20 protein-coding genes are annotated in these 25,265 nt (G+C 66.7%); 10 read left to right on the forward strand and 10 right to left on the reverse strand.

Annotation, left to right across the window (positions count from 1 at the left end; all coding sequences use genetic code 11):
• Positions 1-5 precede the first annotated feature (5 nt).
• On the reverse strand, positions 6-1,496 hold the full coding sequence (locus ACIQCN_RS05485; RefSeq protein WP_400609778.1) for a YdiU family protein: 1,491 nt from the start codon (positions 1,494-1,496) through the stop codon (positions 6-8).
• 63 nt (positions 1,497-1,559) lie between these two features.
• Positions 1,560-1,799 carry a hypothetical protein gene (locus tag ACIQCN_RS05490; protein WP_400609780.1) on the reverse strand — a complete coding sequence of 80 codons (240 nt, stop codon included), beginning with the start codon at positions 1,797-1,799 and terminating at the stop codon, positions 1,560-1,562.
• Positions 1,800-1,969: 170 nt separating this feature from the next.
• Between ACIQCN_RS05490 and ACIQCN_RS05495 the strand changes: the two genes are divergently transcribed.
• Genes ACIQCN_RS05495 through ACIQCN_RS05505 form a run of 3 tightly spaced genes read left to right on the forward strand, consistent with a single transcriptional unit; the run spans position 1,970 to position 4,042 of the window.
• Complete coding sequence (locus ACIQCN_RS05495) at positions 1,970-2,833, forward strand: universal stress protein (RefSeq protein ID WP_400609781.1); 864 nt, start codon at positions 1,970-1,972, stop codon at positions 2,831-2,833.
• Positions 2,834-2,865: 32 nt separating this feature from the next.
• A complete protein-coding gene (locus ACIQCN_RS05500) occupies positions 2,866-3,732 on the forward strand; it encodes a universal stress protein (RefSeq protein WP_400603541.1) in 867 nt (288 codons plus the stop codon).
• Between the two features lie 25 nt (positions 3,733-3,757).
• A complete protein-coding gene (locus tag ACIQCN_RS05505; RefSeq protein ID WP_400603539.1) occupies positions 3,758-4,042 on the forward strand; it encodes a DUF3040 domain-containing protein in 285 nt (94 codons plus the stop codon).
• Between the two features lie 223 nt (positions 4,043-4,265).
• On the opposite strand, the gene ACIQCN_RS05510 is transcribed toward ACIQCN_RS05505, so the two are convergent.
• Both ACIQCN_RS05510 and ACIQCN_RS05515 read right to left on the reverse strand, forming a co-directional pair.
• Positions 4,266-4,736, reverse strand: coding sequence for a DUF4383 domain-containing protein (locus ACIQCN_RS05510; protein WP_400603537.1), 471 nt, complete (start codon positions 4,734-4,736; stop codon positions 4,266-4,268).
• Between the two features lie 184 nt (positions 4,737-4,920).
• Positions 4,921-5,952 carry an ANTAR domain-containing protein gene (locus tag ACIQCN_RS05515; RefSeq protein ID WP_400609782.1) on the reverse strand — a complete coding sequence of 344 codons (1,032 nt, stop codon included), beginning with the start codon at positions 5,950-5,952 and terminating at the stop codon, positions 4,921-4,923.
• Between the two features lie 322 nt (positions 5,953-6,274).
• On the opposite strand from ACIQCN_RS05515, the gene ACIQCN_RS05520 reads away from it, so the two are divergent.
• From ACIQCN_RS05520 to ACIQCN_RS05550, 7 genes are all read left to right on the forward strand, one after another.
• The gene (locus ACIQCN_RS05520) at positions 6,275-6,742 is read left to right on the forward strand and encodes an Hsp20/alpha crystallin family protein (protein WP_400603533.1); all 468 of its coding nucleotides are present in this window, start codon (positions 6,275-6,277) and stop codon (positions 6,740-6,742) included.
• Positions 6,743-7,262: 520 nt separating this feature from the next.
• Complete coding sequence (locus ACIQCN_RS05525) at positions 7,263-8,009, forward strand: glucose 1-dehydrogenase (protein ID WP_400603531.1); 747 nt, start codon at positions 7,263-7,265, stop codon at positions 8,007-8,009.
• A gap of 18 nt (positions 8,010-8,027) precedes the next feature.
• Positions 8,028-9,842 (forward strand): acetate--CoA ligase, encoded by a 1,815-nt coding sequence (gene acsA, locus ACIQCN_RS05530; protein ID WP_400609784.1) that lies wholly within the window; start codon positions 8,028-8,030, stop codon positions 9,840-9,842.
• A complete protein-coding gene (gene pdhA / locus ACIQCN_RS05535) occupies positions 9,839-10,858 on the forward strand; it encodes a pyruvate dehydrogenase (acetyl-transferring) E1 component subunit alpha (protein WP_400609786.1) in 1,020 nt (339 codons plus the stop codon). Before acsA ends, pdhA begins: the two co-directional genes overlap by 4 nt.
• Positions 10,855-11,835 (forward strand): alpha-ketoacid dehydrogenase subunit beta, encoded by a 981-nt coding sequence (locus tag ACIQCN_RS05540; RefSeq protein WP_400609787.1) that lies wholly within the window; start codon positions 10,855-10,857, stop codon positions 11,833-11,835. The genes pdhA and ACIQCN_RS05540 overlap by 4 nt, the downstream gene beginning before the upstream one ends.
• The gene (locus ACIQCN_RS05545) at positions 11,828-13,174 is read left to right on the forward strand and encodes a 2-oxo acid dehydrogenase subunit E2 (protein ID WP_400609789.1); all 1,347 of its coding nucleotides are present in this window, start codon (positions 11,828-11,830) and stop codon (positions 13,172-13,174) included. The genes ACIQCN_RS05540 and ACIQCN_RS05545 overlap by 8 nt, the downstream gene beginning before the upstream one ends.
• Positions 13,171-13,413, forward strand: coding sequence for an acyl carrier protein (locus ACIQCN_RS05550; RefSeq protein WP_400609791.1), 243 nt, complete (start codon positions 13,171-13,173; stop codon positions 13,411-13,413). The genes ACIQCN_RS05545 and ACIQCN_RS05550 overlap by 4 nt, the downstream gene beginning before the upstream one ends.
• A 36-nt stretch (positions 13,414-13,449) precedes the next feature.
• On the opposite strand, the gene ACIQCN_RS05555 is transcribed toward ACIQCN_RS05550, so the two are convergent.
• The 6 genes from ACIQCN_RS05555 to ACIQCN_RS05580 form a co-directional block, all read right to left on the reverse strand.
• Positions 13,450-14,484 (reverse strand): ATP-dependent 6-phosphofructokinase, encoded by a 1,035-nt coding sequence (locus ACIQCN_RS05555; RefSeq protein WP_400609793.1) that lies wholly within the window; start codon positions 14,482-14,484, stop codon positions 13,450-13,452.
• Positions 14,481-17,663: an HAD-IA family hydrolase gene (locus ACIQCN_RS05560; protein ID WP_400609795.1), complete on the reverse strand. Its 3,183-nt coding sequence runs from the start codon at positions 17,661-17,663 to the stop codon at positions 14,481-14,483. The genes ACIQCN_RS05555 and ACIQCN_RS05560 overlap by 4 nt, the downstream gene beginning before the upstream one ends.
• A gap of 43 nt (positions 17,664-17,706) precedes the next feature.
• A complete protein-coding gene (gene ppsA / locus ACIQCN_RS05565; protein WP_400609797.1) occupies positions 17,707-20,124 on the reverse strand; it encodes a phosphoenolpyruvate synthase in 2,418 nt (805 codons plus the stop codon).
• A gap of 84 nt (positions 20,125-20,208) precedes the next feature.
• Positions 20,209-22,776 carry a cation-translocating P-type ATPase gene (locus tag ACIQCN_RS05570; protein ID WP_400609799.1) on the reverse strand — a complete coding sequence of 856 codons (2,568 nt, stop codon included), beginning with the start codon at positions 22,774-22,776 and terminating at the stop codon, positions 20,209-20,211.
• Positions 22,773-24,758, reverse strand: coding sequence for a heavy metal translocating P-type ATPase (locus ACIQCN_RS05575; protein ID WP_400609801.1), 1,986 nt, complete (start codon positions 24,756-24,758; stop codon positions 22,773-22,775). The genes ACIQCN_RS05570 and ACIQCN_RS05575 overlap by 4 nt, the downstream gene beginning before the upstream one ends.
• Positions 24,755-25,225 (reverse strand): pyridoxamine 5'-phosphate oxidase family protein, encoded by a 471-nt coding sequence (locus tag ACIQCN_RS05580; RefSeq protein WP_400609803.1) that lies wholly within the window; start codon positions 25,223-25,225, stop codon positions 24,755-24,757. Before ACIQCN_RS05580 ends, ACIQCN_RS05575 begins: the two co-directional genes overlap by 4 nt.
• Positions 25,226-25,265: the final 40 nt, after the last annotated feature.

Below are 25,265 nucleotides of genomic sequence, written 5' to 3' on the forward strand. Positions count from 1 at the left end.
GGCGTTCAGGTTCCGCAGAACGTCAGGTAATCACCAAAGCTTTCGGGGGCTGCCTCCTCGTAGCGCTCCAGCCCCGGCCGCCGCCGGTATGGCTCGGAGAGGACTGCGACGAGGCGCTGGAACGGGCCGATGTCACCTGCGGTGGCTGCATCCAGGGCTTCTTCCACCAGGTGGTTGCGCGGGATATAGACGGGATTGACGCGGTCCATCAGGCTGGCGTCCGGCGCCATGGCCCGCCACCGCTCCGCCCAGGCATCGAAGGCGGCAAGGTCCAGGACCATTCCGCGCGCCGGCCCGGTGTTTCCGAGGGCCGCATCCCCGAGGCGGCGGAAAAACTGCGTATAGTCCACCGGACCGTCCCTAAGCAGGGCGATGACGCCGTCGACCAGTTGGGACACCTCCGCTGCCTCCGGGCTTCCTGCCGGATGTCCGGCCAGACCCAGCTTCGAGGCCATGCCCGCTGTCCAGGCGTCGCTGTAGCGGCGGCGGAACTCCCCCAGCACTTCCACTGCGGGCTCTACCGCTTTTTCCTGGTCCTCGTTGATAAGGGGAAGCAGCGATTCGGCCAGGCGGGCCAGGTTCCACTCCGCCACCACAGGCTGGTTGGCGTAGGCGTACCTCCCGCCGGTGTCGATGGAGCTGTACACGGCGGCCGGATTGAATGCGTCCATGAAGGCGCAGGGCCCGTAGTCAATGGTTTCACCGGAGATGGTCATGTTGTCCGTATTCATGACGCCATGGACAAACCCCACCAGCATCCACTGCGCCACCAGCGACGCCTGGGCCTCAACCACGGCCCTGAACAGCGCCAGGTAAGGGTTGCCGGCCTGCGCTGCCGCCGCATAGTGGCGTGCTATGGCGTGGTCAGCGAGCCTGCGCAACAGGTCGGGATTGTCCGTGGCCCGCGCGTACTGGAACGTACCCACGCGCAGGTGGCTGGCGGCAACCCGTGCCAGCACCGCACCGGGCAGCATCGTGTCACGGCGCACGGGGCGGCCGGTGGCCACCACGGCCAGGGAGCGGGTGGTGGGGATTCCCAGCTCGTGCATCGCCTCGCTCACCAGGTACTCGCGAAGCATGGGTCCGACGACGGCACGGCCGTCCCCGGCTCTGGCAAAGGGTGTGCGGCCCGACCCTTTGAGGTGGACGTCCCGCAACCGGTCGCCGTCGGACGAACTCCCCTGCAGCGGCAGCTCACCCAGGAGGAGGGCGCGCCCGTCGCCGAGCAGCGGCGAATAGCCGCCGAACTGATGGCCGGCATACGCCTGGGCGACCGGCGCAGCGTCCGGCGGGACGTCGTTGCCCACCAGGAACCTGGCGCCCTCCGGGCTGCGCAGGAAAGCCAGGTCCAGTCCCAACTCCCCTGCGAGGGCCTCGTTGAGGACGAGCAGCCGGGGTTCGGGCGCCTCTTCCGCCTGCCAGGGAACAGCAAGTTCGGGCAGCTCCCGGGCGAAACGTGATTGAAAGCTGACGGTCGATTCCGCTACACCGCTCATGGGTTAACCCTAGCCCCGCCCGGCGCGCTGCGGGCCGTCACTGCGTGGCCGCTCACGGCAGCCTCACGTGACTGCGTGCCCGCCGGGAAAGTCGCCATGTTCCCCGGCCTGGGCCTCCTCCTGGAGCAGTGGGTCCTCCTGCCAGGCGTCCGGGTTTTCCTCGGCAGCGCCCGGATAGCTGTCCGGTTCTCCGTGGACGGGGTCCAGTCCGAGGGAAGAGGCAGCGCCGGGGGCCTCGTCCAGGATGACGTCCTGCTCCGGAACAACTTCCAGTTGGTCGTCGGGGAGTTCCTGCTCAGTCATGGTGATGCCTTTCCACGTATCGGTCAGTCAATAAAGTAAGCATACTGATGAACATGGTGCTGTGTGAACGGCCAGGCATGGGAAAAGGGTGACTTTGGGCCCTACCTCCCCGGGGGTTTTGCGGCCACGCTGGTGGCATACGCCCGTAAAGGACCCCGCAGGAGCAGGACATGGCAGCCCGCAAGCCCATTGCCGTCGGCACGAATGACACGCCCCAGAGCCACGCAGCAGTGTCCTGGGCGGCCCGGCGGGCCCACAGGGACCGGCTCCCGCTGGTGATCCTGCACGTCGTGGACGAGCGTTGGCTTTCCGAACCCTATCCGTGGCGCAGCGTACTCCAGGAGTCTGGGGAACGGATCCTTGAGGCCGCAGCGGCACGGGCGCGGGAGTTCCCATCCCTTGAGGTCAGTACCGCCGTGCTGGCCGGCGGAGTGGGCCGGTCCCTGGCCAACTATTCGGACCGGGTGTCCATGCTGGTGGTGGGGTCCGGCAGCGGGCACCTCGGCGGCGTGCTTGCCGACCGGGCGCTGCAGGTGGCGTCGTCGGCGGATGTCCCTGTCGCCGTCGTCGGAACCCAGGCTACGGAGGGCCGGCCCGGGGTGGTGGTCGGCGTCGACGGATCGGAAGAAGCGGTGCGCGCGGTGGCCTTTGCAGCCGCCGAGGCGGACCGGGAGGGCGACGAGCTGACCGTGGTGTACGCCTACAGCCCCCCTGACCGTCTTCCGGATGCAGGATTCACCCCGGAACTCGTCGCCGAGCTGATGGAAAAAGAGGAGCGGATCGTTCTCTCTGAAACCGTCGCCGGTCTGATGGCCGACTATCCGGACCTGGTGGTTCACCAGCGGCTCGAGCCGGGCCGCGATCCGGCGCAGGCCCTGGTTCAGGCAGCAGAGGGTGCCAGGCTGCTGGTGGTCGGCAACCGGGGACGCGGCGGGATCAGCCGGCTTGTCCTGGGCTCAACGGCACACGGTGTCCTCAAGCGCCTGCCCTGCCCCACGATCATCACGCGAATTCGGCCACTGAACCAGAAATGAAGTCCACTCGAACAGGAATGAGGACAGGATCCATGACATCCAGCCAGCCCATCGCCGTCGGCATCAGCGACACCGAAGCGTCCAGTGCGGCACTGATGTGGGCAGCGGCCCGTGCCAATCGCCGAAAGGTGCCGCTTGCGGTGCTCCATGTCATCGACGACCGGTGGATGGCCGGCGAGGCGCTCCCCTACGTGGACGTCCTGCGCCAGTCCGGACTGGACCTGCTCGAGGTCGCCGGACAGCGGCTGCGGGCGGCTGAGCCCGGCCTGGCCTTCACGCTCGATCTCCTCGAAGGCGGCATCGGCTCAACGTTGGGCGACTATGCGAAGAATGCTTCGATGCTGGTGGTGGGTTCCAGCAGCCACGCACGCGGCGCGCTCACCGACCGCGCGCTTCAGGTGGCGGCGACGGCGGAAGTCCCCGTGGCCGTCGTCGGTACCCACGAGGCCCAGGGCAAGGGAGTCGTGGTGGGCGTGGACGGATCCCGCGAGTCCACCCAGGCAGTCGCCTTCGCCGCTGCCGAAGCCGACAACCTGGGTGAGGAGCTTACCGTGGTGTACGCCTTTACCGGGCCGAACCGCTGGATCAAGGCCGGACTGCCATCCAGCAGCTTTGCCGAGCTGGTGGTTGAAGAAGAACAGATTGTGCTTTCCGAAGCAGCCGCGGGAATCCGGCAGGACTACCCGGGACTGGTAATCAAGGAGGTCCTGGAAACCGTCATGGAGCCCGCAGACGCGCTGATCAACGCGGCAACAGGGGCAGCCCTGCTGGTGCTGGGCAGCCGGGGCCGCGGCAGCTTCGGCCGGCTCCTGCTGGGATCCACGGCGCACGGCGTCCTGACCAATCCGCCCTGCCCAACCATAATCACCAGGCTGAAGAAGTCCGCCCACAAAGGCTGACAGAGGCAGCCTTGAGGAGGCCCTGATGTCACTCTCTGAGTTCGAGAAGCGGGAACTCGACCGCATCGGCGATGAACTGCAGCATGAGGACCCGCGATTGTCCTCGCTGCTGGACGGTGACGCCCTCCTGCGCGGGAACCGGGCACGGGCCCGCCGCGGACTGACGCTGCTGGCTTTGGGGCTGTGCCTTATGGTGGCCGGCCAGGTCCTGCAGACTTCCATCCTGGGCGTTTCCGGGTTTGCCCTGCTTTGTGTTGGGGCCTTCCGGACCGTGCGGGATGTGCAGAAGATGCTGGACCGCGGCAACTAGCCTGCGGGATCTTTTCCGGCGCGGCCTGCGCGATTCCCAGCGCGGCCTGCGCGATCTTTTCCCAGCGCGGCCTGCGCGATCTTTTCAGCGCGGCCTGCGCGATCTTTTCCCGGAAGGTTTCCCGGAAGGTTGGGGGCGCGTTCCCGGAAGGTGGGGCGCGCCTGGCGGAGTTCGCCGTCGTCGGCCGCTGAGCCCGGGGAGCTCAGCGGCCGCAACTGTCCGGTTACTGGCGCCTGGGGCTGCCCGAGACCGCTCGGCCAAGGAAGATTCCCAGGCCCAACATGACGACCGCAAGCACGACGTGGAGCCAGTTGTCCGCGGCGTTGACGGGGATGAAATTCACGGAAGATGCCTGATCGATCAGGAGCCCATAGAGCGCGATCACCAGATAGAGCGCACCGCCGCCGATCAGGTAATACTTCGACTGGATTGCGGTCCTGCCCATGACCAACCCTGCCGCTCCGAAGAGCAGGTGGACGATATTGTGCAGGATGGAGACTTGGAAGACACCGAAGAGCATGGCCCCTGAGTCGGGTCCGGCAAAAGCCATTTCCGAATAGCTCGTAGTGACGCCCGGGATGAAACCCAGAACGCCGACGAGGGCGAAGACGGCACCCGCGGCAAGTGCAGTGAGCTCGAGTGATGTTCGATGGTGGCCGGCACCTATACCCGGATGCGCTGATGATGCAGACATCTCATACTCCCTTGGTCCGTTCTTTGTTGCTGATGGCGTCCTGGAAAGAATCCGGCCATGGTGTGGACTGAGCACGGCCGCGCCCCCGGCTTGCAGTTCAAGCTTCCACCCCCGGGAGGCTGGCATGTAGAGGCTTTGGTCCTGCTTCGCAGCTCCACGTACGCACTGAGAGTTGCGGGACAGACTAGGCGTCAAAGTGCACTGGGAGGTGTTCCTCGGAGACGGAAACGAGAACGGACGCCGCGACGTCCCGCAGTTTCACGTTTCTGGAGCTCGATGCACCACGGAGGATGGCGATGGCGGCGTCGTGACCGCAGTGGTTCTGGGCCATGATCACCCCCAAAGCAGTGTCGATGACAGTTCTGGTGGCCAAGGCCGCGTGGAGATTCTCCACCGTGTCTTTCAGCTCGGCGATCCGAAGTGCCGGCCGGAGGATCCGTGATGCCTGTGCGGCGAATTCTTGCGCAGCACAAATGCCGGCATAGTCAAATGCGTCCGGTCGGTCGACGCACAAGGTCAGTACGGTGCTCACCCCATCCTCAGTGGGCACGGGCACGCCCAGGACGGACCTTATGCCATGGCTGGCAGCGGGCCGGGCTAACCGTGGCCAGCGGTAATCGTCGGCCAGATCCCGGACCAGGACTGTGGCCTGTTCGGTTCTGGCCGTGATTCCCGGCCCCTCACCGAATCCGGTCTGCAGGTCATTCAGCAGTTGCACCAGCGCCCCGCTGCCGCCGAAGGCGGAAGTCCTCTTTGGGCGGGAAAGGGTGAGTCCGCATGAGACGCCCGAACTCGTGAGGGAGAGGGTGCTCACCGCGTGGCCTGCCAGGCCGGCGAGCACCTCCCCGACGTGTTCACTTTCCATGGCAAAGCCGTCCGGCCGCCCAGGTTCGCGCCCGGAGCCGAAGGAGGCTTTAGCCCTTCTCTTGGCGGCCGTTCTCTGTAACTGGTTCCGGGTGCGGGGGTGGCTGGGCGTGCCGATCGCCTCAGCCGCGCGGGCAGCAACGCAATGGTCTTCGATGAGGCCCATGCCTGCACACGCGCGGACGTCGGATATGGCTGTCGCCACGGCTTTCTTATCACTGAAGCGCGCTGAAACCGCCAGCAGCGCTCCGTCAGGCGCCATGAGCCGGAAACGGACGTAGGAACGGCGGTCGATGAAGACTTCGAAATGTCCAGCCATGATCCAGACCTTCCAGACCCCTGAGGGCTTCATCTGACGAGGCTTCAGGCCGGAAAGGAGCTAGTCGACATAAAGTCTTGCCATAGGTGTTTCGGGCAGGCCGGGCCTGCATCCGCTGATGACAGCTCAAGCCGCACCTAGTGCTTATTACAGACTAGCGCCTGCACCAGCCCGGGGACAGAAGTGGAAACCCCCTGCCCGCTGTTCGCCAATGCGTGTGGACCGACAGCGTCGATCAGCGTCGATCCAGAGGGAGGGCCTTATGGCCCTGTTGCACGTGCCCCGGGCGGGTATGTAATCGAAGGACACCGGCCCTCACGCTGGCCTTCCCGGCCTAAAACCTGGAGAACCCGTCATGTCTGACTTACTCAAATGGTCGCCGTTTACATCCTCCCGCTTGACTTCCCCTTTCAACATGGCGTTGCGCTCCCCGGCAGAAATGCTGGACTCGCTGGAACGCGCGTTCCACTTCGCAGACGTCCCGGCTCCGCTCCGGGTTGAGGAATACGTCGATGGCAGTAACCTCGTAATCCGCGCCGAAATGCCCGGTGTCGATCCGGACAAGGACGTCGCGGTCACCTTGGAGGACGGGGTCCTGCGGATCCGTGCCGAACGCCAGGAAAGAGAAGAACACAAAGACAAAGGCACCTTCCGTTCTGAATTCCGCTACGGATCCTTCAGCCGCAGCGTTCCCCTTCCGGACGGTGTAAAGGAAGAAGACATTACAGCCACGTACACCAACGGAGTCCTGGAAGTCCGCGCGCCGCTTCCCGACGAAGCGCAGCCTACGGAGCCGAAGAAGCTCCCCATCACCCGCGGGTAAGGTGGCAGCACCCCTGAACAAGACGAGATCCGGGATCGATATCCAGGCTCAACACCGACGACGTGGCGTTCAGCCGCAACCGTGCCCACAGTGCCTTCGCCCTTCACGGCCCCGCGCGGCTATTCGGGGCAGTACACTGCCGCCCGCGCCGCCCCATGCCGTCCGCGCCCGGCGCTGTTCCGACACAGAACCCGTTCCGGCGCAGTCAGGCAACCAGGACCTCACCTTTGAACCGGGCGCAGGACGCATTGCCGCTTTGACCTTTGATGCAGGCGCCAACGCTGCGGGCCTGCCCCAGATCCTTGCCGGGAGGATCGGACCGGCCACCGCACTACTTCCAGAGTCAGGACTTTTGGCTCTGGAACGGTGCGTACCCAGGGCGGATGGTGGAGGTGCCGGGCAAACCCCGGTCCGGCGTAAACCACGGCACGGCAGCGCCCGGCCATAAGCCTTTCGGGAGCCATTCACTCCGCTGGAAACAACCCACACGCCTTTGGTGCAATCACAAGGAGGAACTCGAATGGAACGAGTCATCGACAAAGTAGCCCTCGTCACCGGCGGGGCACGGGGCATTGGGGCGGCTGTGGCGGCCAGGCTGCATGGCGAAGGGGCACGCGTGGTCATAGCCGACGTCCTGGACGAGGAAGGAAAGAAAACCGCTGAGCGCCTGGGGTCGGGCGCCCTCTACGTCCACCTGGACGTGACAAGCCCGCAGGAGTGGGAGGCGGCGGTGAAAGCCGCTGTAGAGGCATTTGGTGCCCTGAACATCCTCGTCAACAATGCAGGCATCGTGAATTTTGCTTCCATCGAAGAGTACACATTGGATCAATGGAACGCGGTGATCGCCGTCAACCTGACCGGAACCTTCAATGGGATCAAGGCAGCTATACCGGCCCTCAAACAATCAACGGGAGGCTCAATCGTCAACATTTCCTCGATTGCGGGCCTTCGGGGATATGAGCAGATTCCTGGTTACACGGCTTCAAAGTTCGGGGTGCGCGGACTGACAAAAAGTGTGGCCCTCGATTTGGGACGCTACGGCATTAGAGCCAATTCCGTGCATCCAGGAGTCATCTCCACACCCATGACGGCCGGTTTGGAGATGGACATGAGCCGCGTTGCCATAGGCCGGGAGGGGCATCCGGGTGAAGTGGCGAACCTGGTCCTCTATCTTGCGTCCAACGAATCGTCGTTTGTCACCGGCGCTGAGTTTGTCATTGATGGTGGGGACACGGCCGGCACAGTCACGCCTCCCAAACCCGAATAGCCGAAACCTGATGAGACGATGAGGACTCGAATCGAGAGACCCACCCGCTGGCCGTTGATCACCAAAGACCGCGCGTCGTTTCGCATACCGCCCAACCTTGCGGACTACGACGGGGCCTGCCAGGCCTTCACGTGGGATGAAGCGCGGCGGGAGCTGTCCGGGCTGCCCGGGGGCCGGGGGCTGAACATCGCGTATGAAGCGGTTGACCGGCACGTGGACGGCGGGCAGGGCGGACGGGAAGCAGTACGTTTTGTCCGGGCAGACGGCCAGGTGCGTTCACTGACCTACCTGGCTCTGGCAGAAGAGTCAGGGAAATTTGCCTCGGTCCTCCGGGAACTTGGTATCCAGAGGGGTGAACGGGTCTTCTCGCTGCTGGGCCGGTGCCCCGACCTCTATGCGGCGGTACTGGGGACCTTCAAGAACGGCAGCGTCTTCTGCCCACTTTTCTCCGCCTTCGGCCCCGAACCGGTGCGGCAAAGACTGCATCTTGGGGCGGGACGGGCGCTGGTGACCACCAGGGCCCTGTACCGCAAGAAGGTGGCCCCTATCCGGGACAGCCTGCCCGACCTGCGCGTTGTCCTGCTGGCTGACGCGGAGGGGACGCCGGAACCGGGAACCTTTGACCTTGCAGAACTCATGGCGGCTGCCGACCCGTCGCCGGACATCACCGTGACCCAACCGGATGACATGGCCCTGCTGCACTTCACGAGCGGCACCACCGGCACCCCCAAAGGGGCTGTACACGTCCATGAGGCCGTAGTTGCGCACTACGCCACCGGGACCTACGCCTTGGACCTCCACCCGGATGACATCTACTGGTGCACCGCAGATCCGGGCTGGGTGACCGGCATGTCCTACGGCATCATCGCCCCACTGGCGCATGGGGTCACTGCCGTCGTCGATGAGGAAGAACTGGACGCGGAGCGCTGGTACCGGATCCTCGCCGAGCAAAGGGTGGCCGTCTGGTACACAGCCCCCACCGCGCTGCGCATGCTGATGAAGGCCGGCGCAGACAAGGCCGCCGGGCATGACCTCTCCGCACTTCGGTTCGTGGCCAGCGTGGGCGAGCCACTGAATCCCGAAATAGTCATGTGGGGCCAGGACGTCCTCGGCTTGCCCGTCCACGACAACTGGTGGCAAACCGAGACCGGCGGCATCATGATCGCCAACTACCCGGCAATGCCTATCCGTCCCGGCTCCATGGGCCGGCCCCTGCCCGGGATCGAGGCCGCCCTGGTCGCCAGGGACGGCCAGGGCAAGCCGGTCATCGAGGACGGCACAGCCCGACTCGTCACCGCACCCGATGTCATGGGCGAATTGGCGCTCCGCCCTGGCTGGCCATCGATGTTCCGCGGCTACCTTAACGAGGAGGAGAGGTACCGGCGCTGTTTCGCGGGAGGCTGGTACCTCACCGGCGACCTTGCAAAGCGCGACGCCGACGGGTACTTCTGGTTCGTAGGACGCGGGGATGACGTCATCAAGTCGTCAGGCCACTTGATCGGCCCCTTCGAGGTCGAAAGCTGCCTGATGGAGCATCCTGCAGTGGCGGAGGCCGGCGTGATCGGTGTGCCCGATCCCGTAGCGGGCGAAGTGGTCAAGGCCTTTATCGAACTGCGGCCAGGATACGAACCGTCCGAAGGTCTCCGGTTGGAAATCATCGGCTTCGCCCGCAAACGACTGGGATCAGCCGTCGCCCCCAGGCTGGTCGATTTCACTCCAGACCTGCCCAAGACCCGCAGCGGCAAGATCCTCCGCCGGCTGTTGAAGGCCCGTGAACTGGGCCTGCCGGAGGGTGACCTGTCGACGCTGGAGCAAGCAGGGCAGCGGCCATGAACGCCGTGCGGGGCCAGGACATCCCGGATGCAGAGCACGCCCGGCATCTCCTGCGGCAAATGCTGCGGGTTCGCAGGCTTGAGGAAAAGTGCATCGAACTCTACAGCGCCGCCAAAATCCGCGGATTCCTGCACGTCTACATCGGCGAGGAAGCCGTGGCCGCAGGCGTACTTGAAATTCTCGCGTCCGAGGACGCGGTGGTGGCCACCTACCGTGAGCACGGCCATGCACTCCTGCGCGGTGTATCGGCAGGGGCCATCCTCGCAGAAATGTATGGCCGGCTCGAGGGATGCTGCCGCGGCCGTGGAGGCTCCATGCACCTCTTTGATGCCGCAACCAGGTTCTACGGCGGAAACGCGATCGTGGCGGGTGGACTTCCACTCGCAGTCGGGCTGGCCCTGGCAGACAAAATGTGCGGCCGGCGCCGGGTCACCGTCTGTTTCTTCGGTGAAGGCGCGGTGGCCGAGGGCGAATTCCACGAAAGCCTGAACCTGGCAGCACTGTGGCAGCTTCCCGTGCTTTTCTGTTGCGAAAATAACCTGTACGCGATGGGCACGGCACTGAGCCGTTCGGAGTCCCAGACGGACATGGCACTCAAGGCCTCGGGCTATGAGATTCCGGCCTGGACCGTTGACGGCATGGACGTGCTCGTGGTCGAGGAAGCTGCCCGGCGGGCGGTGGATGCGGTTCGGGCCGGCGGCGGCCCGCACTTCCTGGAGCTGCGCACCTACCGCTTCCGCGCCCACTCAATGTTCGATCCTGAGCTGTACCGGGATAAATCGGAAGTAGCCCGCTGGATGGAGCGGGACCCCATCCTCCTGCTCAAGGCCGCGCTGGAGTCGGCCGGTCAATTGCCGGAAGAGCAGTGGGCCGGCCTGCAGGCGGACATCGACGCGGAGATGGCAAACGGCGTCGATTTCGCCGAGGAGGGAACCCTCGAACCCGTGGAAGACCTCACCCGGTTCGTCTACAGCGAGAGAAGCGTTGACGCCGAGGAAGGACGGGCAGCAGGATGAAGACCACGTACCGCGAAGCCATGCGTGCGGCCCTCCGCGACGCCCTGCAACGCGACGGCCGGGTCTTCTTGATGGGCGAGGATGTGGGCCGCTACGGCGGGAGCTTCGCCGTCAGCCTTGGCCTGCTGGAGGAATTCGGGCCGGAACGCATCCGCGACACGCCGCTGTCCGAGTCGGGTTTCGTAGGCGCCGGCATCGGGGCCGCGCTGGGCGGGATGCGGCCGGTCGTCGAAATCATGACGGTCAATTTCAGCCTCCTGGCGCTGGACCAGATCGTCAACAACGCAGCGACGCTGCTGCACATGTCCGGCGGGCAGTTCAACGTGCCGATCGTCATCCGAATGACCACCGGAGCCGGCCGTCAGCTGGGCGCGCAGCACTCGCACAGCCTGGAAGGTTGGTACGCGCACATCCCCGGCCTGCGAATCCTGGCCCCTGCCACGCTGGCCGACGCCCGCGGCATGCTCTGGACCGCGCTGGAAAACCCGGACCCGGTCCTGATTTTTGAGCACGGATCCCTGTACAACGTCGCCGGAGAGCTGGCGGACGACGCCGGACCGGTGGACATCGGCACGGCCGCCGTCCTGCGCCCGGGCACCGGCGTTACGCTCATCACGTACGGCGGCACCCTTCCGGCCGTGCTTGAAGCCGCTGACCAGCTGGAAGCGGAAGGCGTCGACGCGGAGGTCATCGATCTGCGGACCCTGCGGCCGCTCGACGATGCCACCATCCTCGGCAGCGTCGGCAGGACGCACCGGGCAGTGGTGGTGGACGAGGGCTGGCGCAGCGGCAGCATCTCAGCTGAGATAGCAGCCCGGATCAGCGAACATGCCTTCTTTGACCTGGATGCCCCGGTGCAACGGGTCTGCAGCGCGGAGGTGCCGGTGCCGTATGCCAAGCACATGGAGCTCGCCGCTCTGCCGTCGGTGGAACGGGTAGTGGCTGCAGCAAGGGAAGCTGCGGGTACCCGTGGCTGAGTTCCGGATGCCGTCCCTGGGCGCTGACATGGAGCACGGCAAGGTGGTGGAGTGGCTCGTCAGGCCCGGCGACTATGTCCGCAAAGGCGATCTCATTGCCGCGGTGGACACGGACAAGACCGTGATGGACATTGAATCCTTCGAGGAAGGCGTCGTTGCCGAGTTCCTCGTGGAGATCGGCGACACGGTGGATGTGGGGACGCCCATCGCCCGGATCACCGCCACGCCCGCGCAGCTGCCCTCCGGACGACCCGCCAGGGACCGGACTTCCGCTGACCAGGCTCCCAGTGGCCGGGCTCCCGCTGACCGGAATGCAAAGCTTCCGCCCCCCGTACGGCACCTGGCGCACTCGCTGGGGGTCGACGTCGGCTCGCTCCACGGGAGCGGCCGGAACGGTGCGGTGACGCGTGCCGACGTCGAACGCGCCGCCGCAGCGTCCCCCACCAGGATGCCCGTTCCTGCAGCACCGGCCCCGGACCGGGTGCCGGACGCGGCTTCCTCCGGCGCGGGCCGGGGCGGCCGGGTGCGCTCCTCGCCGCTGGCGCGCCGGCTGGCGGAACAGTTTGGCGTGAACCTGCAGGGCCTGTCCGGAACCGGGCCGGAGGGAGCGGTGACCGAGGCGGATGTGCGCCGCGAAGCATCCGGCGGACCCCGGAAGGAGGCGCCGGGCGGGAAGGCGGAAAGCCTCCGGCAGGCGGTGGGAGCGCTGATGTCCCATTCCAAGAAGGAGATCCCGCACTACTACCTGGCCACAACCCTGGACCTGGCGGCTGCCATGGCGTGGATGGCGTCGGCCAACCAGGAGCGGCCGGTCGCCTCGCGCCTGGTTCCGTCAGCATTGCTGCTCAAGGCCACGGCGCTGGCGGCGAAGGAAGTGCCGGAGATGAATGGCTTCTTCGCGGACGGCTCCTTCCGCCCCGGCACAGCCGTGCACCTTGGGGTGGCGGTGGCCCTGCGCCAAGGCGGGCTCGTGGCACCTGCCCTGCATGATGCGGACGCCCTGACGCTCGACGAACTCATGGAGCAGCTGCGGGGCCTCGTTGCCCGGGCGCGGGCCGGCCGGCTGCAGCGGGCCGAGATGGCCGATCCGACCATCACCGTCACCAACCTGGGCGACCTCGGTGTGGAAAGCGTGTACGGGGTCATCTATCCGCCGCAGGTCGCCATGGTTGGCTTTGGCAGGGTCACGGAGCAGCCCTGGGCCCATAACGGCATGCTCGGAATCCGCCACGCCGCCACTGCAACCCTGTCCGCGGACCACAGGGTCAGCAACGGCCTGCGCGGCGGCCGTTTCCTGTCCCGTATCGATGAGCTGTTGCAGACCCCGGAGGAGCTATGAACCAGCAGGATGCCCGGGCGGCAGTCCAGGCGGCAATCGGCCAGGTGGCGCCCGACGTCGAACCCGGGGACCTCGTCGACGGCGCGAGGCTGCGCCAGGACCTGGAGCTGGATTCCCTCGACTTCCTCCGCCTGGTGGAGTCCATCGCAGGATCCACGGGGGTGGACATCCCCGAGCAGGACTATCCCACGGTGGCCACCGTGGGGGGCCTGGTGGAATACGTGGCCGCCCACGCCTAGCCGCGTACACCTTGCCGCCACTGCACGCGCAGCCTGTCAGCCGAACAGCACCGCCGCCTCCTGGTAGCGCGATTCGGGGACCACCTTCAAGGCTCCAATGGCCTGTTCCAGCCCGACGTTGACGATCTCGGTGCCGCGGAGAGAAACCATCGTTCCCCACAGGCCTGCAGCTGCTGCCCCCGCCGCGGCCATACCCAGCCTGGTGGCCAGGACGCGGTCGAAAGCAGTCGGTTCGCCGCCGCGCTGGATGTGGCCGAGGACGGTGGCCCGGGTTTCAATCCCCGTCAGCTCTTGCAGCTCCCGCTCAAGGGCAAGCCCGATTCCGCCGAGCCGGGGCCGTCCAAAGGTATCCAGGCCGCGGGGCGCGTAGGGCGCGTCTTCCCCTTCGGGCGTAAATGCCTCAGCCACCACCACCAGCGGTGCCCGCCCGCGGTCCCGGGCCGAGGTCACCCAGGCGGCTACCTGCTGCAGGGCCACCCTGTGTTCCGGAATCAGGATGGCATGGGCGCCGGACGCCATTCCCGCATGCAGCGCGATCCAGCCGGCGTTCCGGCCCATCACCTCGGCAATCATGCAGCGGTGGTGCGATTCGCCCGTGGTCCGCAGCCTGTCGATGGCTTCGGTGGCGGTCTGCACTGCCGAATCGAACCCGAAGGTGTAGTCCGTGGCGCCGAGGTCGTTGTCGATCGTTTTGGGCACCCCGATGACATGGAGGCCCTGGTCCGCGAGTGCCTTCGCCGCGGCCAGTGTGCCTTCGCCGCCGATCGCGATGAGGCCCTCCAGCCGGTGGCGCAGGAAACTGCCACGCACCGCCTCCGCCCCGCCTTCCGACAGCGGGTTGGTGCGGGATGTTCCCAGGATGGTTCCGCCCAGCCGGGAGATGCCGCGCACGGCGTGCCGCGGCAAGGGCAATGCGTCGTGCTCCACGACTCCCCGCCAGCCGTCGCGGAAGCCGACGAACTCGTAGCCGTGCGTGACGGCTCCCGCCAGCACGGCACCGCGGATCACCGCGTTCACCCCCGGGCAGTCGCCGCCACTGGTCAGGATCCCCAGTCGTTCCACCGGTGTCATGAGGCGGCCGGTCCCTTCGTCTGGCGGGGAGAGGCGAAGTCCCTTGCCTGGCCGGGGGCAAGCGTCGTGTTCCGGCCGTCCACCCGGAGCTTGATGGGCAGCGCCTCTCCCGGCGCGGAGGAGACGCCCATGTGCCCGTCTTTGAGGCGCACTGTAAGGAAGTGGCCGCGGTACCGGACCTCGAAGGCGACGGCGTTCAGGCCCGTGGGCAGGTTGGGGGCGAACTCCAGGGTGTCGCCGCTCATCCGCAGCCCGGCGAAACTGCGCTGGATGACGTCGATGGTTCCTGCCATGGCACCCAAATGGATGCCGCCCCTGGTGGTGCCATGCTGAGTGTCGTCCAGGTCGGCATCCAGTGCCTCGCGGAAACTGTCCCAGGCGCGGTCGGCATCGACCCCGGCCAGCACCGATGCGTGGGCAACACGGCTGAGGGTGGATCCATGTGCCGTCCTGGCGAGGTAGTACTCAATGGTCCGGTGCAGCTGTTCCATTGTGAACGCATAGCCGAGCCCGTTGAGGAAAGCGACGAGGCCTTCATGCCCCAGCAGGTACGGCAGCATGAGGACGTCGGCCTGCTTGGCAAGTTTGTACCGGTTGGTTTCGTCCCCCTCGGCTTCCAGGATCAGGTCAAGCCGTTCAATGCTGTCGTAGTGTTCCCGGTAATGCTCCCAGTCCAGTTCCTGCAGGTGTTCGTAGCCTTCGAACTGGCTGATCAGACCGTCGGGGCCAAAAGGCACGTACATTGCATTGCCGACGCGCGCCCAGCCGTCCGGTTCACCACCGGCCACGCCAAGGCGTTCCAGCAGTTCGGCCAGCTCGCTGCCGTGGGCGGTGGTGGTGAGTTCTGCGGCCTGCACGCACACCCAGGCCGCCATGACATTGGTGTAGGCGTTGTCGTCCAGTCCGGGCCGGCTCCGCGCCGGGTAGCCGGTGTGGTATTCATCGGGTCCCACCACTCCTTTGAGGTGGTATCGCCCGGAGGCTTGGTCGTACTCGGCCAGGGATGCGAAAAACCGGGCGACTTCGATCAGGAGTTCCGCTCCCCGGTGATGGAGCCACGCTGAGTCGCCCGTGGCCTGGAAGTACTGCCAGGCGTTGAAGGCGACCGCCAGCCCGGCGTGCAGCTGCATGTGGGAATGGTCCCGGACCCACCGCCCGGATCTTTCGTTGTACAGCCACTTCGGGGTTTCCTCCTGGCCGTCGCTGCCGCTTTGCCATGGAAACTTTGCTCCCCGCAGCCCCAGCAGCCGGGCAGCGTGGCGGGCAGCCGGAAGCCTGCGCCAGCGGTAGTTGATCAGGGCGCGGGCGACATACGGCGTCCGCGACGTTAACAGGGGCAGCACGAACAGTTCGTCCCAGAAGACATGCCCCCGGTATCCCTCCCCGTGCAGGCCCCGGGCGGTGACTCCGGCATCGAGCTCGGCGGTGTGGTGGGCGAGGGTCTGCAGAAGGTGGAAAATATGCAGGTTCAGCACCATCCGGACCTGCACGGGGGCGTCCATCTCCACCAGGAACGGCCGCAGCTCCTGCCGCCACGCCGAACTGTGGGCAGCCAGCAGCGCGTCGAAGTCGCCGCCCGCGCGGTCCAGCACCGCCCTTGCTTCGGATTCGGGACTGGAGATCGCGTGGTCGCGGGATGTCACCACCGCCACCGTCTTGGTGACCGACGCCGTCGCCCCCTCCTCGAGGGCGACCGTGAAGGATTGGAAGTGCAGGCCACCTTTCCGGCCCGACAGGCCTGGCAGTGCTCCGCCGGCCACGCTGGTTCGGAAGGCCGACGCGATCCGGACCAGGCTTTGTGTGGTCTCCGCCTGCACCACAGCCGTGCTGTCCGCCGGATCAGTGCCGGCCAGTCCGGGGCCGGTCCTGTCCGTGAGGTGGATTCCCGGCCCCGAGGAAGGATGGGTGATATTCGCGTTCCGGACGCCGGTGTTGATGCCGCTGCGCACTTCAAGGGTTCCGCTCCAGCCCAGGGGTGTGATCCTCGTGGCGAGGCCCAGCAGATGGGGCTCGGCCATCGAGACGAACCTGGTCTGGACCACTTCCATGCGCCGCCCGCCGGCCGCTTCCAGGAGCAGCCGCCGTTCCAGGACGGCGGCCCGAAGGTCCAGGGTCCTGCGTTCCCGAAGGACCACCAGCCCTCCCTCGGACCACCATGTTCCGCCCGGCAACCTCAGGTCCAGGGGAAGGCAATCGGGGCCGTTCACCATGTGCTCTTCCAGCAGCTCTTCACCCGCCACGGAGGCAACCACGCGGTTGTAGACCCCGGCAAGGTACATGCCCGGATAGCTGAAGGGCCCCCCTTCGGGGGCGGCGCCCCGTACGGCAAAGTAGCCGTTTCCCAGCGTGGTTAGCGCTTCCCGGTGCCCCTCGTGCCCGGGATCGAATCCTTCGTAGACAAGCTGCCAGGGATCACCGGCAACGAGTCCCAGGTCCAGTTCCGCAACGTCATTGAGTACGACGGCGGCCCCGGCCGCCTCGAGTTCGCGCCGGATTCCGTTGCGGTCAATTCCCACGACGAGGCCGAAACCTCCCTTGTGCCCTGCGAGTACGCCTGGCACCGCGTCCTCGATGACGACGGAGCGGGACGGGAGGACTCCGAGCCGGGACGCTGCCGCGAGGAAGGTGTCCGGGGCGGGCTTTCCCTGCAGCCCGAGGCTTGCGGCCAGGGTGCCGTCCACCACCGCGTTGAAATAGCGGGTAAGTCCTGCTGACTCCAGGATCGCCGAGGCGTTGCGGCTGGACGTGACAAGGGCGGCCCGCACCCCGGCGCCGGAAAGCCGCTGCAGGAGCTGCAGCGTTCCCGGGTAGGCCTGGACGCCGCCGCGCTTCAGGCGTTCCAGGAACAGGCGGTTCTTCAAGGCGCCAAGGCCAACCGCTGTCCATGCCCCCGGCTCGTCGGCCTGCGTCCCGCGGTCTATCTCCACTCCCCTGGCGGCGAGGAACTTCAGGACGCCATCCTCGCGGGGAAGGCCGTCGATGAAGTTCAGGTAGTCGGCCTTGGTCATCGGGGCCCGGTTTGCAGTCGGCGGGATCCGGGGGTCCTGCAGGATCCGGTCGAACGCGTCCTTCCAGGCGGCGCGGTGCACGGATGCGGTGTTCGTGACCACGCCGTCCAGGTCGAAGATCACGGCGTCGAAGGGCGGCTTCGCAGCAGCAGCGGTCGGCGACGTGGTCATGGCTTCATCAGTACCAGTGAAGGCGCGGCCGCTTCCAGTGCCTTTAGGCCTGTTTGCCGAGCCGCTGTTCGGCCGCCGCAATGATGGGGATGGTGCGCAGGTACGTGTCTGGATTCAGCGAGATGGAGTCGATGCCCTGGTCCACCAGGAATTCGGCGAGGTCGGGGTGGTTGCTGGGGCCCTGTCCGCAGATGCCGATTTTGATCCCGGCGGCGTGGGCCTTGCCGATGGCCTCGGCAATCATGGTGGTGACCGCCGGATCCCGTTCATCAAAGAGCGCGGCCAGCTGCTCGGAATCGCGGTCCACTCCCAGGACCAGCTGCGTAAGGTCGTTCGAACCAATGGAGAAGCCGTCGAAACGCCGCGCGAAGTCGCCGGCCAGCACCACGTTGGCCGGTATTTCACACATCATGTACAGCTCGAGCCCCGCTTCGCCGCGGACCAGCCCGTGGTCCGCCATGGCCTTGATCACGAGGTCAGCTTCGCCCACCGTCCGGCAGAACGGGACCATGACGACCACGTTGGAAAAGCCGATGTGTTCCCGGACCCGCTTGAGGGCTTCGCATTCCAGCGCGAACCCCTCCCGGTACTGTTCGCTGTAGTAGCGAGAGGCTCCGCGGAAGCCGAGCATCGGGTTCTCTTCGGGTTGTTCGAAGGCGCCGCCTCCGATGAGGTGGCTGTATTCGTTGGTTTTGAAGTCGCTGAGGCGGACAATGACGGGCTTGGGGTAGAAGGGCGCCGCGATTTTCGCGATCCCGGTGGCCAGGACATCGATGAAATACTCCCGGCGGTCCGGGTAGCCCCGGGTCAGGTCTTCGATCAGCGCGGCGGCCTCCGGATCGGCGACGCGCTCGGGATGGACCAGGGCCATGGGGTGGATGCGGATCAGGTTGTTGATGATGAATTCCATCCGCGCGAGGCCGATGCCCGCGGCCGGCAGCCGCCACCACTTGAATGCGGCGGCTGGGCTGCCAATATTGACCATCACAGCCGTCCGGGTGGCGGGAAGGGTGGCCATGTCCACTTCTTCCACGGCGAAGTCCAGCAGCCCTTCATAGACGTGCCCTTCTTCGCCTTCGGCACAGGACAAGGTCGCCGGTGCGCCGTTGGCAAGGACTTCCGTTGCGTTCCGTGTGCCGACGACGGCCGGCACCCCCAGTTCGCGGCTGACGATCGCGGCGTGGCTGGTGGGTCCTCCATGGTCGGTGACGATTCCTGCCGCCCGCTTCATCGCCGGCACCCAGTCCGGATCGGTCATCCGGGTCACCAGGACGGAGCCGTCCACGAAGTCTTCAATGTCCTTTGGGTCACGGATGACGCAGGCCGGACCCCGGGCAATGGAGTCGCCGATTGCGGCCCCGGCGGTCAGGAGCTTGCCCTGCTGCCGAAGACGGTACGTCCGGAAGGTTGAGCCCGTCTTTTGGGCCTGCACGGTTTCCGGCCGCGCCTGCACCATGAACAGTTCGCCGGTGATGCCGTCCTTTGCCCACTCCATGTCCATCGGGCGCCCGTAGTGGTCCTCAACGGCCGCGGCCCACCGTGCAAGGAGGACAACTTCCGGATCCGACAACACCAGGGACCTGCGTTCGTGCGGGGTGGTTTCCGCCATTTTCGTGCGGGCGTCGCCGCCATGGCTGTAAACCATTTTCCGTTCTTTGGCCCCCACGTGCCGTTCAATGACGGGGTTCAGCGAAGCATTGGCGAGCAGGGGCTTGAACACCTGGTACTTGTCCGGGTTGACGGTTCCCTGCACCACGGTTTCCCCGAGTCCCCACGCGGCACTGATGAGGACGGCGCCGGGAAACCCCGACTCGGTGTCGATCGAGAACATCACTCCGGAAGCACCGACGTCGGACCGCACCATCCGTTGGACGCCCACGGACAGGGCAACATCGAGGTGGTCAAACCCCTTGATCTCGCGGTAGGTGATGGCCCTGTCGGTGAACAGCGAGGCGTAGCAGCGGCGGCAGGCGTCCAGGACCGCCCGCTCCCCCGCCACGTTCAGGAACGTTTCCTGCTGGCCGGCGAAACTGGCATCGGGCAGGTCTTCAGCTGTGGCGCTGCTGCGGACGGCCACCGGCACCTGCTGCTCCCCTGCCCGGCGGCAGAGTGCCCGGTAGTGTTCGCGGATGCCGGCAGCCGTGTCCTCCGGGAAGGTCGCTGCGAGGAAAAGCTCCCGAATGGCGGCGCCTGCCTGCCGCAGCGTTGACTGTCCGCTGCGGTAGTCCGCAACGAGTTCCTTGATCCGCGGCACCAGGGCGTTGGCTTCCAGGAACGCCCTGTAGGCCGACGCCGTGGTCGCAAACCCTTCCGGAACGCTGACGCCGGCCGACCGCAGGGACCGGCTGAGCTCCCCGAGTGAGGCATTCTTCCCCCCAACGGAGGCTATGTCCCCGATGCCCGTCTCCTCGATCCATATCACACGGGCGTTATTGACGGATGTTGGCGCGGCAGCTTTCATTCCTCGATTCTGTGCCCGTCCGGAACCCGGCGGGCAGAGTCTTTGGTCCTGCGGGGACGGGCGGGCGGGCACGGGTGGCCGCGGCTAGCCCGGGCGCTTCCGGCCCCTGATTTCCTTGTAGGCCCAGTCGGCGGCAAGGACCGCCGGTATCGCCAGGAGCGCCAGGACGAAGCCGGCAGGCGGCGGCGGGGCGTGCCCCAGCAGCGCAGCGGCCTGGGGAATGTACAGGCACGCGGCGAGGACGGCCAGTTCGGCCAGGACGGCCCAGGCCAGGAGCCTGTTGGTGCCCCAGCCCAGGCTCCACGGCGCCGCCGTCGCGCTCCGGCACGCATAGGCGTTGGCGAGCTGGCCAAGGACGACGGCGGTGAAGGCGGCCCCGGAGGCTGCCATCAGGAGCCCCGCCTCCGGGGCTTCGCCGCGGATCCAGCCGCCGCCGAACAGCACGGCGGAGAACGCCGCCATTTCCACCGCCGCTTCCACGGGCCCCAGCACGCAGAAAACCCGGATCATGAGTTGCCTGTCCATCAGGTGCCGCCGCTCCGGCGGCCGGGCCAGGACGTGCTTGCCCGGGGGCTCAGCCCCCAGCGCCAGCGCGGGAAGCAGGTCGGTGCCGATGTCCAGGGCCAGGATCTGGAGGACGCCGAGGGCAAGCGGAAACTGCCCGCCGGAGAGCGCCCAGATGACGAAAGGGGTCAGCTCGGCCACATTGTCCGTGAGGTGGTAGGTCAGGAACCGGTGGATGTTGGAATAGGTGGCGCGGCCTTGCTCGATGGCGGCCACGATGGTGCCGAAGTGGTCGTCGAGGAGGACCAGGTCCGCGGCCTCGCGGGCCACATCGGTGCCGGTCAGGCCCATGGCCACGCCGATATCGGCTTCGCGGAGTGCCGGCCCGTCATTGACGCCGTCGCCCGTCATGGCCACTACGTGGCCCCTGGACTGCAATGCCTTGGCCACGCGGAGTTTCTGTTCCGGGGACACCCTGCTCACCACCACCCCGTCCCGGTCCAGCAGTGCACCGAGCATCTGTTCGTCGTCGGGAAGGCCGGCGCCTTCCAGCACGCACTCCGGTGACCCGATCAGGCCGATTTCGCGGGCGATGGCCGCGGCAGTTTCAGGATGGTCGCCAGTGATCATGCCCAGCTTGAGCCCCGCCCTGCGCGCGGCTTGAATGACTTCCGCCGCGTCGGTCCGGGGCGGATCATGTAGGCCGACCAGGCCCAGCAGCTCCATATGACGCTCGATGAGCTCCGCAGGACAGGACTCCCATCTTCCGGCCGCAGGATCATCGGCGTCCAGCCGGCGCCGTGCCACGGCGATCACCCGCAGGCCCCTCGATGCCATGCCCGTCACCTCGTCCCGCAGGAGCGCCGGCACGTCGCGGCACAAGGGGAAAACGGCTTCCGGGGCGCCCTTGCAGTACGCGTCCGTTCCGATAACCGCCGTTTCGCGGCGGCGCGCAGGATCGAAGGCGATGCGGCGTGAGGGTGTTTCCCGCTGTGCGGTACGGCCGGTCAGCCTGCGGGCAAGCACATCGATGGCGGCTTCCATTGGATCCCCCTGTGCCCGCCATTGCCCGTCGCGGAACTCTGCGCCTCCTTGGGATGCGGCGAGCGCCGCGAGCGCTGCCTCTGCTGCCCGGTCGATCCCTTCCCCTTCCACCGCCGCTTCGGGCTGGTACCCCTCGCCCGCCAGCTGGACGCGGCCGGCCGTCGTGAGGACTTCGACGGCGTTCATCCTGTTTTGGGTCAGCGTTCCGGTCTTGTCGGTGCAAATGAAGGTGGTGGAGCCGAGGGTCTCCACGGCTTCCAGGTTGCGCACCAGTGCCTTGCGGGATGCCATCCGCTGGGCGCCCATGGCCAGCGAAAGAGTGACAGTGGGCAGCAGGCCTTCGGGGACGAGGGCCACGGCCACGCCGATGGCGAACAGGAAGGCGTCCCGCCACTGGAAGCCCACCAGCAGCGAAGTGGTGAAGAAGAGTGCGGCGATTGCCAGGGCCACACCTGCGATGACCCGGACTATCCTGCGCAGCTCGAGGGACAGCGGTGTGGGCGGAGGCGCGGCCAGGCTTGTCAATGCAGCGATTCCGGCCAGCCGGGTCCGGGCACCGGTTGCCGTCACAACCGCTTCGCCCTCCCCGTTGACCAGGAAGGTTCCACCCCATGCGGCATCACCTGCCTTCTTGGGCACCAGCTCGCTCTCGCCGGTCAGCATGGACTCGTCCACAGTGCAGGCTGATGCCGTGTCCAGGACCGCGTCGGCCGGCACGCGGTCACCGGCGGCCAGGAGCACCACGTCTCCGGTCACGAGTTCGCTTGCGTGGACCGTGCGGACCCGTCCGTCCCGCCGCACCACCACGTCCGCGGGCAGAAGCCCGCGGAGCCTGGCGGCAGCGTGCTGGGCACGTTCCTGCTGGATGTGGGCGAAGACGCCGTTGACGATGACGACGACGACAATCGCCACTGCCAGTTGCGGCATGTCGGCGACGTAGGCAAGGACAGCGGCGCACCACAGCATCAGGGCAAAGAAATGTGTCATCTCGCCCCAGAGTTTCCGCCACTGGGGTACGGGCTTTTCCGCCGGAAGGAGGTTGGGTCCTGTCCGCTGGAGAAGCTCCGCCGCCTGCGTGGAGGTCAGGCCGTCCGCCGTCCTCACATGTACTCCGCCTCCTGGGTGGTTGAGGCGGAGGACATCATGCCCGGAAGGCGGTCTGCACCGTGAAGGGCCCGCAACCCGTTCACAATCGTGGCCAGGTCGACGAGTTCCTGGAGGAGGGCCCCGGTGACCGCCGGTATGTACCCGGTCATGGCCACTGCCATCAAGGCGATGCTGGCACCGATTCCGACCCAGATACTGGTCAGCGCCACTGACAGCGTGCGTTTTCCAACGGCCACTGCCAGGGCCACTTTGGAGAGGTCATCCAGCATGACAACGACGTCGGCGGACTCGCTAGCCGCCGTCGCACCCTTTGCGCCCATGGCGACGCCAACATCCGCCGCGGCCAGGACCGGGGCGTCGTTGACGCCGTCGCCCACCATGAGGACCGGGCGGTCGGCGATGGCGGCCACGGACCTGACCTTGTCGGCGGGCAGGCATTCAGCTTGGACGTGCCGGATGCCGGCCTCCCGGGCGATATGGGCTGCGGTCGCGCCGGCGTCGCCGGTGAGCAGCATGGTGTGCCGGATGCCAAGGCGCCGGAGCGCAGAGAGCGTATCCACTGCGTTAGCGCGCAGCGGGTCCTTCATGACCAGGGCGCCGGCGTAGGTTCCATTGACGGCGACATAGACGGCCAGCTGCCCGCTTTCCAGCGCGACTGCCCGGAACCCGCCTGCTGAAGCGTGGACGAGTCCTGCCTTGCCTACCAGTACCCTTTGGCCGCCGCACTCTGCTTCCACACCCTGCGTGGCCTGTTCCGTTGCCTGAGCCACCGGGAGGAGCCGAAGGTTCCTCGCGGCAGCGGCTGTGATGACGGATGCGGCAAGGACGTGGGACGAGAACTGTTCAGCGGATGCGGCCAGCTGCAGCAGCCGGTCCTCGTCAAGAGGGCCGCCGGACCCTGTTTCCGGTCCGGCGGCCAGTTCCACCCTGTCCAGCACCGGCCGGCCGGACGTGAGGGTTCCGGTCTTGTCAAAGACGGCGGTCCGCGCCCTGGCCAGCTGTTCGAGGGTGCTGGTGTTCTTGATGATGATGCCCTTGCGGGCCGCCTGGCTGGTGCCCGCCAGGAATGCCACCGGTGCGGCTATGAGGAGCGGGCAGGGCGTCGCCACTACCAGGACCTGGGCGAAACGGACAGCGTCCCCGGACAGCAGCCATGCAGTTCCCGCCATGGCGAGGGCGAGAACGGTGAAAGGCACCGCGTAGCGGTCCGCCAGCCGCACCACCGGAGCCCTGCTGGCGGAAGCTTCCTCCACCAGGGCGATGATCCGGCTGTACTGGGAATCGGCAGCAGTGGCGGCCGCGCGCATCCTGATGGCCGCCTCGCCGTTGACTGACCCGCTCAGCAGCAGTTCCCCGCGGCGCCGCTCCACCGGCAGGCTCTCCCCCGTCAGCGACGATTCGTCCATGCCGGCCGAATCCGACAGGAGCTCGCCGTCCACCGGCACCAGCTCGGAGGGACGCACCACCAGCACATCCCCCGGCACCACCGCATCGACGGGTATGTCGTCCAGGACCGGTCCGGCCATCTCCCGGTGCGCGAACCGGGGCGCGCGGTCCAGCAGGGACCTCAGCTCGCGTACTGCCCGGCCGTGGGCGAAGTCTTCAAGCCCTTCTCCGCTGGCAAGCATGAGGATCACCACTAGCGCGGCGAGGTATTCGCCCACGGCGACGGTACTGGCCACGGCCATGAGCGCCAGGAGATCAATGCCCCAGCGGCCCTTTCGGAGGGACCGGATCATGGACACGGACCTGGCGAGCACAACGGCGGCGGCATAGGCCGAAGCGAGCAGCCGGACCGGCTCTTCGAGGCCGAACTGCGGCAGGAGCAGGGTGACCAGGATGATGCTTGAGGTCAGCGCTACCAGGGGATATAGCCGGAGAAGTCTGCCGGCACGGCTTCCCCGGGGAGAACCGGCGGCCATGTGCCCAGTCAGCCCGGTGGTGTCCGCAGCCTCAAGCGGACCTGCCGGCCGCCTCATTCACGGTCCGCCCGCGGGGCACTGTCCAGCTGGTTCCACCAGGTCAGCGGTGACGTGATTCCAAACCGGCGTCCCGTGACCGATCCGGGAACAATCCGGACAAAATGGTCTTTCTGCCCGGCCTGCCACGGGAAAAGCGTCAGCCCGACGCCGGTCAGCAGCTCCGGGGATGGCTTCAGCACAACGGCGTGGCCTTTGACCAGGACGCTCCAGGCCGTCCGGGTGGTGGCGTCGAATCCATCGGCTTCCAGTGCGACGACGGAATGGCCGCCGGTACTTCGAAGCTTGGTCCCCTCGCCGGTCCGGAACACGAGGGATTCGTCGTCCACCTTGAAGTTCACCGGAAAGATTTCCGGATGGTCGTCCACCGTCACTGCCAGGTGCCCCACCGAAACACCGTGCAGGAGGTCCCAGCAGTCGCCCGGGCGGAGGACTTCGGTGGCAGGCTGCGGAGGGTCGTTATGCATACGCCGAAGGTATCCGGCCCCGCGCGGGCAAACTAGGGCA

Origin of the sequence: Pseudarthrobacter sp. NPDC092424 (assembly GCF_044754925.1) — a bacterium.
GTDB lineage: Bacteria > Actinomycetota > Actinomycetes > Actinomycetales > Micrococcaceae > Arthrobacter.

What these genes read in the sequence shown, in the direction of transcription:
- ACIQCN_RS05485 (WP_400609778.1), bottom strand. Translation starts at nt 1,496, where the DNA reads ATGAGCGGTGTAGCGGAATCGACCGTCAGCTTTCAATCACGTTTCGCC.
- ACIQCN_RS05490 (WP_400609780.1), bottom strand. Translation starts at nt 1,799, where the DNA reads ATGACTGAGCAGGAACTCCCCGACGACCAACTGGAAGTTGTTCCGGAG.
- ACIQCN_RS05495 (WP_400609781.1), top strand. Translation starts at nt 1,970, where the DNA reads ATGGCAGCCCGCAAGCCCATTGCCGTCGGCACGAATGACACGCCCCAG.
- ACIQCN_RS05500 (WP_400603541.1), top strand. Translation starts at nt 2,866, where the DNA reads ATGACATCCAGCCAGCCCATCGCCGTCGGCATCAGCGACACCGAAGCG.
- ACIQCN_RS05505 (WP_400603539.1), top strand. Translation starts at nt 3,758, where the DNA reads ATGTCACTCTCTGAGTTCGAGAAGCGGGAACTCGACCGCATCGGCGAT.
- ACIQCN_RS05510 (WP_400603537.1), bottom strand. Translation starts at nt 4,736, where the DNA reads ATGTCTGCATCATCAGCGCATCCGGGTATAGGTGCCGGCCACCATCGA.
- ACIQCN_RS05515 (WP_400609782.1), bottom strand. Translation starts at nt 5,952, where the DNA reads ATGAAGCCCTCAGGGGTCTGGAAGGTCTGGATCATGGCTGGACATTTC.
- ACIQCN_RS05520 (WP_400603533.1), top strand. Translation starts at nt 6,275, where the DNA reads ATGTCTGACTTACTCAAATGGTCGCCGTTTACATCCTCCCGCTTGACT.
- ACIQCN_RS05525 (WP_400603531.1), top strand. Translation starts at nt 7,263, where the DNA reads ATGGAACGAGTCATCGACAAAGTAGCCCTCGTCACCGGCGGGGCACGG.
- acsA (WP_400609784.1), top strand. Translation starts at nt 8,028, where the DNA reads ATGAGGACTCGAATCGAGAGACCCACCCGCTGGCCGTTGATCACCAAA.
- pdhA (WP_400609786.1), top strand. Translation starts at nt 9,839, where the DNA reads ATGAACGCCGTGCGGGGCCAGGACATCCCGGATGCAGAGCACGCCCGG.
- ACIQCN_RS05540 (WP_400609787.1), top strand. Translation starts at nt 10,855, where the DNA reads ATGAAGACCACGTACCGCGAAGCCATGCGTGCGGCCCTCCGCGACGCC.
- ACIQCN_RS05550 (WP_400609791.1), top strand. Translation starts at nt 13,171, where the DNA reads ATGAACCAGCAGGATGCCCGGGCGGCAGTCCAGGCGGCAATCGGCCAG.
- ACIQCN_RS05555 (WP_400609793.1), bottom strand. Translation starts at nt 14,484, where the DNA reads ATGACACCGGTGGAACGACTGGGGATCCTGACCAGTGGCGGCGACTGC.
- ACIQCN_RS05560 (WP_400609795.1), bottom strand. Translation starts at nt 17,663, where the DNA reads ATGACCACGTCGCCGACCGCTGCTGCTGCGAAGCCGCCCTTCGACGCC.
- ppsA (WP_400609797.1), bottom strand. Translation starts at nt 20,124, where the DNA reads ATGAAAGCTGCCGCGCCAACATCCGTCAATAACGCCCGTGTGATATGG.
- ACIQCN_RS05575 (WP_400609801.1), bottom strand. Translation starts at nt 24,758, where the DNA reads ATGAGGCGGCCGGCAGGTCCGCTTGAGGCTGCGGACACCACCGGGCTG.
- ACIQCN_RS05580 (WP_400609803.1), bottom strand. Translation starts at nt 25,225, where the DNA reads ATGCATAACGACCCTCCGCAGCCTGCCACCGAAGTCCTCCGCCCGGGC.